The organism is Chloroflexota bacterium (assembly GCA_020850535.1).
Lineage (GTDB): Bacteria > Chloroflexota > UBA6077 > UBA6077 > JACCZL01 > JADZEM01.
The window spans coordinates 1-9643 of the sequence record JADZEM010000195.1 but is presented as its reverse complement, the minus strand read 5'-3'; the positions used below and the strand labels follow the sequence as shown (position 1 = coordinate 9643).

Genomic DNA, 9643 nt, shown 5'->3' with positions numbered 1-9643 from the left:
CTGGTGCGACTGGAGCGTCGCGCAGCGACTGCAGGATGGTAGGCGGGGACTTCAGTCCCCGACCGCCCGTTCCATGATGCTTCGGGGACACCAATGAACATGCAATCGCCCTGAGGAACGAGCACACTCGCCCGCGTCATCCCGACCGCGGCGAGGAACGAGCGGAGTGGGATCTTCCCCAGCCAAACCTGAGTGAGCCGAGAGGGAAGATCCCTCGACTTCGTTCGCAGGCTCACTCCGCTCGGGATGACGAGGGTGGGTGCAAGCTCACGCCGCTCGGGATGACGCCTGGCAGCGCCGTGCTACCGGGTGCGACGGAACGATACGTGCCAGGGGATCGACAGCCGCTCCACCGCGCCGATCAGCCCGTACAGCAGCAATCCCAGCAGTGCAGCGACCACGATGGCCGCCCAGGCCAGCGGCATCCTGGCGACCTGGATGTTGTTCGAGAGGGTGATCCCGAGGCCGCGCTGGGCGTTGAAGAACTCGGAGACCACGGCCCCGATCAGCGCCAGCGTGATGCCGACCTTCAGCGCGCTGAACACGTACGGCAGCGAGGCTGGCAGGCGCAGCTTGACGAACACATCCCACGGGCTGGCGGCCACGCTCGCCAGCAGATCCAGCGAATGGCTATCGACGCTCGACAGCCCCTTGTAGGCGTTCACGACCATCGGCGCGAACGTCATCAGCGCCACCACGGCGATCTTCGACGGCTGCGCGAAGCCGAGCCAGAGCACGGCAATCGGGGCGACGGCCACGATGGGCACGGCGTTCATGGCGGCGGCGATGGGCAGCGCACCGGCGCGCAGCCACGGGTAGCTGACGAAGAGCCACGCGCAGAGGAAGCCGACGCTTGCGCCGATGGCCAGCCCGGCCACCGCCTCGAAGCCGGTGTAGACCACGGCGTCCCAGAGCAGGATATCCGCGCGGTCGAGCAGCGCCTCCCAGATCTGGAGCGGGAACGGTAGTTGAAACTCCCTGAGGCCGAGCAGCGCGTGGAGCGCGCCGCCCTGCCACAGCCCGATCAGCAGCACGAAGACCAGGATCGGGAGGCCCCAGCGCTCCAGCAGCTCGCGGCGGGCCGGGCGACGGCGGTGTGGTCGTGGCAGCGTGCTCATGCGCCGCCCCGCCGGAACTCAGGCTGCCAGCGGAGCACCAGCCGCTCGACCAGCGCCACGGCCTGGAAGAGCAGCAGCCCCAGCAGCGACGCCACGACGATGGCCCCCCAGAGCTTGTAGGCGTTGGCCGGCCCGTAATACTGCGTCCGCAAGATCGTCACGCCGATGCCCTGCTGCGCGCCCATCAGCTCCACTACGATCGCCCCGATCACGCTGGCCGTCGCCGCGATCTTCAGCGCCTGGAACAGGTACGGCAGCGCGGCCGGGATCCGCAGCATGGTGTAGACCTGGCGGCGGCTGGCGGCCACCGAGGCCATCAAAGCGAGGGCGTTCGGATCGACGCTGCGCAGGCCGCGCAGCGTGTTGACGGTGACCGGGAAGAACGTCACGTAGGCGGCGATCAGCGCGCGGGCGAGATTCTCGTCGCGCAGGACGCTGTAGAAGATCGGGCCGAGGGCGATGGCCGGGATCATCTGTGAGGCGATCGCGTAGGGCAGCAGGCTCCGCTCGACGGCTCGGGCCTGATCCATCAGCAGCGCCAGCCCGAAGCCGACCGCCCCGCCGATGGCAAACCCGAGCATGGCGCTCCTGAGGGTGACCAGCCCGGCCCCCCACAGCTGTGAGGCGTTGGCCGGGTCGAACAGCGTCAGCAGCACGAGGCTCGGGAAGGGCAGCCGCGTCTGGACGACCCGCATCTCGGCCGGGACCGCGGGATCGGCGCCGGTGATCGCGCCGACCTGGAACTCAGGCGTGACGTTGGCGTTGAAGTACCAGGCGGCCAGCAGCTCCCAGAGCGTGAACAGCACCGCCGCCGTCAGCAAGATCGGCAGCCACCCGCCAACAGCCAGCCAGACCCGACGGGACAGCATCAGCCTTCGTGCCGGTCGACTTCGCGGAGGTTGTGGCGCACCTCCGCGATCAGCTCGAAGAAGTGGCGGTCCTCGCGCGTCTCGGCGGTGCGCGGGCGCGGCAGATCGACCTCGATCACCGTCTCGACGCGGCCCGGGCGCGGCGACATCACCACGATCCGATCCGACAGGAAGACCGCCTCGGCGATGCTGTGCGTGACGAAGACCAGCGTGGTGCCGGTCTCGGCCCAGACGTTCAGCAGCTCGTGGTTCAGCCGCTCGCGGGTCATCTCGTCGAGCGCCCCAAACGGCTCGTCCATCAGCAGCACCGATGGCCGAATCGAGAGCGCCCGCGCGATGCTCACCCGCTGCTGCATGCCGCCAGACAGCTCCCACGGATAGCGGCTGGCGAACTCGTGCAGGCCGACCAACTCGAGCAGCTCGCGGCTACGGCGCTGCCGCTCCTCCCTGGGCGCCTTCATCACCTCCAGCGGGAGCTGCACGTTCGCCTCGACGGTCCGCCAGTCGTAGAGGACCGGCTGCTGGAAGACGATGCCGTAGTCACGGTCGAGGCGGGCCTGTCGGGGCGTCTTGCCGTTGACGGTCAACGTGCCGCCGGTTGGCGTCAGGAGATCGCCGATCAGCCGCAGCAGGGTGCTCTTGCCGCAGCCCGACGGCCCGATCAGCGAGACCAGCTCGCGCGGGCGGATCTCCAGGGAGACGTTCTGCAGCGCGCGGACCTCGTCGCCGGAGCCGTGCTCGCCGAACATCATCGAGACGCCCTGGACCGAGATCGAGGACGGAGCGCCAGCGGCGGGCTGACGGCTGGCATCGCTGCGCGACGAAGCGACCGTGATCGGCCTCCTGGCTGAGGTGAGCGTCAGTGTAGCAGGGGGCGCAGGCGGTGGTGCGCCCCTGAGCCTACCGTCCCTTGACGGTCACCCGTCCGATCTCAGCCCGACCCACGGCCTGATTCGTCGCCGGGTCCAGCAGCTCCACGACCAGCCGCGCATTGCCAGATGCGGCGGCACGGTCGATGGGCACGCGGTACTGGCCTCGGAAGATGTCGTTGCGCTCCCAGATGTTCGTCGGGTTGCCGACGCCCGTTGGCGGGACCACCAGCTCGCCGGCGACGCGGTCCCGCTCCCCGATGATGCGAAGCCGCGCCTGGTACTCCTTCGGCACGTCGCGCAGCGCTCGCCAGATCAGCGCCAGCTCCAACTCGCCGCCAGCCGAGACCTCGGACTCGCCCAGGCTGTTCCCGAGAAGCTCCAGGTCGTCGGACAGCTTCTGCCGCTTGCGCTCGAGGATCTTGACCTCGCGCTCGCGGGCCTGGGCCTCCGTTCGCAGGATCTGCACGTCGATCAGCTTCGCCTGCGTCCCCTGCGGCAGCCCGTTCGCGCCCATGACCGGCAGCGGCCGGCCCCGGTCGAACAGCTTCAGGTTCAGAATGTACCGCCCGGGCGGCGCCTCCGGCGGGATCTCCAGGCGGATCTGGTCTCGGATCAGCTCCTGGTCGGACCACATCCAGCTTGGATACATCCGGTCCACCGGCTCGACCTCGCGGGTTGCCCAGCGGAAGCCCTGGGCGTCGTCAAGCGTGGCGTTGACGATGAAGACGCCCGGGTGGTCCTGGAGCGACCGCCAGAGCATGTCGAGCTGCAACGTCTCGCCGGCCGGCAGGGTGGCGACGGCCGGGCTGCCCTCGATCGGCACCGGCGAGGGCCGAGGCCGGCGGTCGTTCAGCCCGAGCTGCACGTCGAACGATTCCAGCCGCACATGCTGGCTGAACGTCTGATTCGCCACCTGTGGCAGGTTCGCGAAGGCGCCACCGGCCTTGACCTGGACCGGCCCCACGCGGATCGAGCCCTGCGTGGGCAGCAGCTCGACCAGCTCCATGTTCTTGACGCCCTGCGGCCGGCCGCCCACGAACAACCCGAGATCGATCTGATAGACGCCCGGCGGCAGGCCGTTTGGCACCAGCAGGCGGGTATCGCTGCGGAAGGTGAAGCCGTCCGCCGTCAGCGGCTGACGGCGCTCCTCCACCACGAAGCCCCAGTTCTGCTCGTCGATGTTCGAGAGGCGGGCGTACGGCTGCGAGCGGGCCAGCCGCTCGGCGTCGCGCTGGATCGCCTCCCAGTAGGTCGAGAGCTCCAGCACCGTGCCCGGCTCGACTGGCTGCAGGTGCGGCAGCAACTGGCCGTTGACGCGCAGGTCGTAGCCGAGCAGCATGGCCGTGTCGCCGACGTTGATCTTGAGCGGGCGCTGGGCCAGCGGCGGCGGCTGATACGCTGCCGCGTAGAACGCCACACCGAACGGCATCAGGGCCAGGAGGGCCACGAGCAGCACGGCGCGCGCCGCCAGCGGCCGGGAGATCTGGACGCGGGGCAGCGCGAAGCGCCAGTGCGGCACGCGCACCCAGGCGTAGGCCAGCAGCAGCAGGCAGACGATCACGGCCGCCAGCGACACCAGCTCGCCCTGGGTGCGGATCGGCGTGTTCTCGAACACGATACGCACCCGGCTCTGGCCGGCTGGCACGCCCACCGCGATCAGCCCCTCGGGGCTGGTAACGCCCAACTCTACCGTCTGGCCGTTGACCTCGGCCCGCCAGCCGGGGAAGTAGACGGTGTTCAGCACAATGCGGCCGGCGTTCTGGGCGTTGACGGTGAACGTCTGCTCGTTGGTCGATTTGAGCGTACGGTGAACCTCAATGCCCCGGTCGGAGGTCGGCACGTGGACGTCGGGCGCGTCCTGCCCCAGCACAATCGCCAGCGCTTCGGGCGAGATGAACGCCTTGTCCTTGGCCCAGCGCGGCACGTACTCGCCGGCCACCGTCGTGCCGAGGAGGTGGTACATCAGCTCGAAGCGGGTGGCATCGGCCTCGTCGATGTCGCCTTCGACGGTGTTCGCCATGATCGGACGCAGGCCGAGCGTGTTCGTCAGCAGCGTGAACACGACGAGCACCGGCAGCACGAAGCGCTGGATGCGCTCCGGCCAGACGTCCACCAGGAAGCCGGTCAGGACGCTGGTGGGCAGGGCCATCAGCAGCAGGAACCGCCACGGGAACTGCGCGAACGGCAGCAGCGGGATCGAGTCCCAGGCCCACAACGAGGGCGGCCGAGTGAACCAGAAGGCCACGCAGAACACGACCACCGAGATGACCGCCTCGCCGCGCGCCCGGAAGGTGAAGCGGCGGTAGCAGAGCAGGGCGACCAGCGCGCCCAACCCGCCCAGCACCACCTGCACGAGGCCCATCTTGTAGGCGTACTCAGGCGACTCCGGAAAGATGATCCCGTAGATGTGGATGATGCGGTTGGGCATGATCTCTTTGAGGGTCGGGAAGTGATCCTGGTGCGAGACGTAGAGCAGCCCCTCCAGCTGGATCAGGTGCTTTTCGAGGATCGCCGGGAAGGAGAGGTACGCCGTCAGCGCGTAGGCCAGGAGGGTCGCGCCGAGCAGCAGCGCCGCCGGCCGGAACGCCCCGAGCCAGCCCCAGCGCTTCTCCACGATGCCGCGCAGCAACAGGAAGGCGCAGTAGACCATCAGCACGCCGGTGTAGATGAACGCCGAGAGATTGTGCGTCAGCACCAGCCCGGCGTAGCACACGGCCGCCGCCACCACGTACGGCAACCGCTGTTTCAGCGTGCCCGGCCGGACGATCCGTCCAAACGCCCAGAGGATTGCCGGGAACCAGCCCATCGCGAAGAACTCGGGAAGGTCGCCCCGGTAGTAGGCGTTGACGAGGTGGTACGGCACGTAGACGTACACGACGGAGGCGAGCAGCGCCCCGCGCCGCGACAGGAAGTCGAGCGCGTAGCCGTAGGCCGCGATGCCCGAGAAGATCATGAAGACGGCCATCGAGGCTTTGGTGGCGTTCACCCAGCCGAGGCCAGCTTCGTAGAACGCCGCGATGACGTAGTAGACGGCTGGTGAGTACAGGTTGAGCAGCGGCGTGCCGTACCCGAGGTACTGATCCGGCATCCAGCGGCAGATCAGGACACCGCTCTTGAGGCACTGGTGGACCTCAATCGATCGGTGGATGTGGTAGAGGCCGTCGCTCGAAGCGAAGAAGTGCTGTGTCGTCAGGGGAATCAAGGCGAACGACGAGAGCACCGAGACCAGAAGCAGGCGAAAGGCCACCGGGCCTCCTTTGAGCAGGGGGAGAGGCTAGGGTAGAATCGATTCGCTCGCGGAGTGCACGTGCCGAGGTGGCGGAACCGGCAGACGCGGCCGACTTAAACTCGGCTCCCCGGAAGGGGGTAGGGGTTCGAACCCCCTCCTCGGCACCCCATCTGACCCCGTCTGGTTGAGCGTCGCGGGGTTATACCGGTCTCGGGCAGCGCGGTCAAGAATGTCAGGACGCTCGGCGCTGACCACGCCGGCCGCGCCAACGATGCCCACCGGGCCGACGAAACCCGCCTCGCCGATGACATCCACCGGGCCGACGAAGCCCGACGCGCGGCGTTCAGCCTGCCGGATCAGGAGCGCCCGCCCCCGCGCACCTGCCGCAGCAGCCAGGCGCGCCCCTCGGGCGTCAACTGGTTCTGAACGTTCTCGCCGTTCCGCACGCCGGCGTACCAGACCTGATAGGCTTGCGCGGCCTTGCCCTGCTGCTGCTCGGGCGTCAGGGCGTGCGCCGGGTCCTTCTCCAGCACCTGGATGATGTGCGTCCCGTTGGGCGATTGCACCGGCTGGCCGATCTCGCCGATGGGCTGCGAGAACGCGGCGGCCTCAAAGGGTGCGTTCATCTGCCCGCGCGGGAACCAGCCAAGATCGCCGCCCTTGTCTCGGGTGCCACGGTCCGTCGAGAACTCGGCGGCCACCTGATCGAACGGCGTTCCCTGGGCCAGCTTCTCTTGGACCTGCTTCAGGCTGTCGTCGTTGTCCACCAGGATGTGGCGCGCGTGAACCATCTCCTCGGTGGCCGGAATCAGCTTCGCGAGGTCGTCGCGCAGGCGGTCGCGCTGCAGCTCAGCCTTCTTCAGCTCGCGGTACGCCTCGTCGGTGAGGTTCGCGCGGGAGAGGAAGCTCTGGTACGCCGCCTGGAACGCATCCGTCGCGAGCGTCGGAACGGCAGTCGCCGTGGGCGTCGGGCCGGGCGTCGGCGAGGCTGCCGCCGTCGGCGAGGCCGCTGCCTCGGCGACCGGCGAGGGCGTCGGCGTTGGCGGATTCGAGAGCGCCTCCTGCTCGGAGATCTCCTTGCGGATCGCCTCGTCGATCTCGTTGTTCGCGACCATGATGCCGCGCCGGTTCAGCTCAGCCGTGACGAGCTTGTCTTCGATCATCGAGTCGAGGACTTGATCGGGCAGGCCGGAACGCTGAAGCTGGATCTGGGTGGCCGCCTGGGTCAGCCCCTGGGCCTGGTAGAACTGGGCCTGCGCGTCGAGCGCGGCGGCTCGCGGCTTGACCCGTTCGAGCATCTGGGCCAGCGTGATCGGCTCGCCGTTGACCACGGCGGCGACCTCGTTGGCACGCAGCACGTTCTCGCGCAGGTAGCCGAAGCCGAGAATGAGGACGACCAGCCCGATCAGGCCGGCCAGCCCCCAGAGCAGGATGCGGTGCACCTTCTGCTCGCGGTTCCACTTCCGTAGCTGGCGGCGCGACGGATAGAGTGCAGCCAGGCGGACGGCGGCACTCTTGCTGCGCGATGGGTGACGGTTGCGGACTGACGGCATGGTGTCCCGGCCGTGCCCGGAAGCGGCAGGCGCTTTGCCCGCCGCCTCCAGAACGCTGGCCGTCCGGTGCTACTCGGTGGCAGTCGGTGCGGCGGCAGGCGCCTCGGCCGGAGCCTCAGCAACCGCGACTGCGCCGTTGGACTCGGCAGGCGCCGCAGCGGGCGCCTCGGCGGCTGCGCCGTCAGCAGCGGGGGCCTCGGCAACTGCACCGTCAGCAGCGGGCGCTGTGCCGTCAGCAGCGGGCGCTGTGCCGTCAGCAGCGGGCGCTGCGCCGTCAGGGGCCGGGGCCGCGGGCTGTTCCGGGCGCGGGAAGCGCGGGCCACGGTCAGATGGCCGCCGGTCGTCCGGCGACCGCAGCACCATGCCACTCAGCCGGATGTGCTCGGCGGTGTACGGCAGCAGCGCAACGTGGCGGGCCCGCTTCAGCGCGACAGCCAGCGCCCGCTGGTGGCGCGCGCAGGTGCCGGTCTTGCGGCGCGGCTCGATCTTGCCGCGCTCGGACAGGTGCCGGCGGAGCCGGGCAATGTCCTTGTAGTCGATGTACGTGACCTTATCGACGCAGAACGTACAAACCTTACGCCGTGGGGGATACTTCCTGGCGAACTCGCCGCGACGGCCGCCCCGGCCACCGCCGGCGCCACCGCCACCTGGCTTTCGTGCTGGCACTGCGTTACTCCACGCGGGTGGGGCGACTCCCTGAGGAGTGCCGCCACCGGTCAACTGCTGAAGATCGAAAACGTCGGGGAGCGCACTGGCTCACCGGGTGAGCCGGCCCTCCGGAGCTTAGAACGGCAGATCGTCGAGATCGCCGCCGTCGTCGTCGGCTGGTGGGCGCGACTGCTGCGCCGGCCGAGGCCGGGGCGCGTTCCCGCCGCCACCGCCACCCGATGGGCGCGGCTCGCGGTACTCGCCGCCGCCCCCGCCGCCACCACCGCCCAGGCGCTGCTCGTCTTCCGAGCGGGAGCTCATGAACTCCACGTCGCTGGCGACCAGTTCCAGGCCGGCGCGGACGCCACCCTGCTGGTCCGTCCAGGGTCGCGCTTCCAGGCGACCATCGACAAAGACGCGCATGCCCTTGCGGAGGTACTGCGAGAGCGATTCAGCGCGCTGCCCGAACACGGTGACACGGACCCACTCGGTGCGGTCCTCCCACTGGCCTTCGGGGTTCCGCGTACGGAAGTTCGAGGCCACGTTGAAGCGCAGGAACGGCGCGCCGTTCGCCGAGTACTTCATTTCCGGGTCACTACCGAGGTTGCCGATCACCGAAGCCTTGAGCATCGCGCAAGAGCCTCCGCAGGCTTACGCTTCGTCCAACCGGACGAGCAGGTGACGAAGGACAGACTCGTTCAGCCGAAGCGCGCGGTCCAGCGGATCGGCCGCTTCCGGCGAGAGCTTCAGCTTTGCCACGGCGTAGAAGCCGTCGCGGTGCTTGGCGATGGGGTAGGCCAGCCGGCGGCGGCCCCACTTCTGAACGTCAACGACCTCGCCACCCCGACCGGCGATCTGGGTGGTGAGTCGCTCGGTGGTCGCCTCAACGCTGGCCTCGTCCAGGTCAGGGTTGAGCACCACCATCAACTCATAATCGCGCACGTGCACCCTCCTTTCTCTGGGCTTGCCCTCCGCGGGTAGTCCCGGACTGGTGCAGGACCGGGCGGCGTGAGAGCAGAAAGGGAGCGACTCAGTGTCTGAGCCGCGCCGGCCTGCGACGTTGCTGCCGCAGACCGTCGAGAAGTATAGCCGAACCGGCGTTCTGCCTTGGCGAGTTCTCCTTCCGCTGCCAGGGTGATTGCATGTTGATGTCGTCGTGCCGCCTCGACGGGGCTTGAAAGCCCCGCCTACGATCCTGCAGTCGCTGCGCGACGCTCCAGTCGCGCCAGTGCCTGCCGTTCCCGGCGGCCGTCGCGCAGCGACTGAATGACTGTAGGCGGGGCGTTCAATCCCCGCCCGCCCGGTCCATGCTGCTTCGGGGACACCAATGAACAGGCGCTCGCCCTGCCGCCGG

Annotated in this window: 8 protein-coding genes and 1 tRNA gene; 1 reads left to right on the top strand and 8 read right to left on the bottom strand. The window is 69.0% G+C overall.

Annotated elements, in window-relative coordinates:
* Positions 1–302: 302 nt before the first annotated feature.
* The 4 genes from IT306_28125 to IT306_28110 all read right to left on the bottom strand — a co-directional run bounded on the left by IT306_28125 (position 303) and on the right by IT306_28110 (position 6106).
* The gene (locus tag IT306_28125) at positions 303–1118 is read right to left on the bottom strand and encodes an ABC transporter permease (GenBank protein ID MCC7372314.1); all 816 of its coding nucleotides are present in this window, start codon (positions 1116–1118) and stop codon (positions 303–305) included.
* Positions 1115–1987: an ABC transporter permease gene (locus tag IT306_28120; protein MCC7372313.1), complete on the bottom strand. Its 873-nt coding sequence runs from the start codon at positions 1985–1987 to the stop codon at positions 1115–1117. Before IT306_28120 ends, IT306_28125 begins: the two co-directional genes overlap by 4 nt.
* Entirely contained in the window at positions 1987–2739 is a 753-nt protein-coding gene (locus IT306_28115; protein MCC7372312.1) for an ABC transporter ATP-binding protein, read from the bottom strand. Before IT306_28115 ends, IT306_28120 begins: the two co-directional genes overlap by 1 nt.
* Before the next feature lie 148 nt (positions 2740–2887).
* Positions 2888–6106, bottom strand: coding sequence for a hypothetical protein (locus tag IT306_28110; GenBank protein MCC7372311.1), 3219 nt, complete (start codon positions 6104–6106; stop codon positions 2888–2890).
* A 62-nt stretch (positions 6107–6168) separates the two neighbouring features.
* Here IT306_28110 and IT306_28105 point away from each other — a divergent pair.
* A tRNA-Leu gene (locus tag IT306_28105) sits at positions 6169–6252 on the top strand.
* A gap of 192 nt (positions 6253–6444) precedes the next feature.
* Here IT306_28105 and IT306_28100 read toward each other — a convergent pair.
* The 4 genes from IT306_28100 to rpsF form a co-directional block, all read right to left on the bottom strand.
* Complete coding sequence (locus IT306_28100; GenBank protein MCC7372310.1) at positions 6445–7641, bottom strand: peptidylprolyl isomerase; 1197 nt, start codon at positions 7639–7641, stop codon at positions 6445–6447.
* Between the two features lie 69 nt (positions 7642–7710).
* A complete protein-coding gene (locus IT306_28095) occupies positions 7711–8307 on the bottom strand; it encodes a 30S ribosomal protein S18 (GenBank protein ID MCC7372309.1) in 597 nt (198 codons plus the stop codon).
* 117 nt (positions 8308–8424) lie between these two features.
* Complete coding sequence (locus IT306_28090; protein MCC7372308.1) at positions 8425–8919, bottom strand: single-stranded DNA-binding protein; 495 nt, start codon at positions 8917–8919, stop codon at positions 8425–8427.
* A gap of 21 nt (positions 8920–8940) precedes the next feature.
* Positions 8941–9231, bottom strand: coding sequence for a 30S ribosomal protein S6 (gene rpsF, locus IT306_28085; protein ID MCC7372307.1), 291 nt, complete (start codon positions 9229–9231; stop codon positions 8941–8943).
* Positions 9232–9643 lie beyond the last annotated feature (412 nt).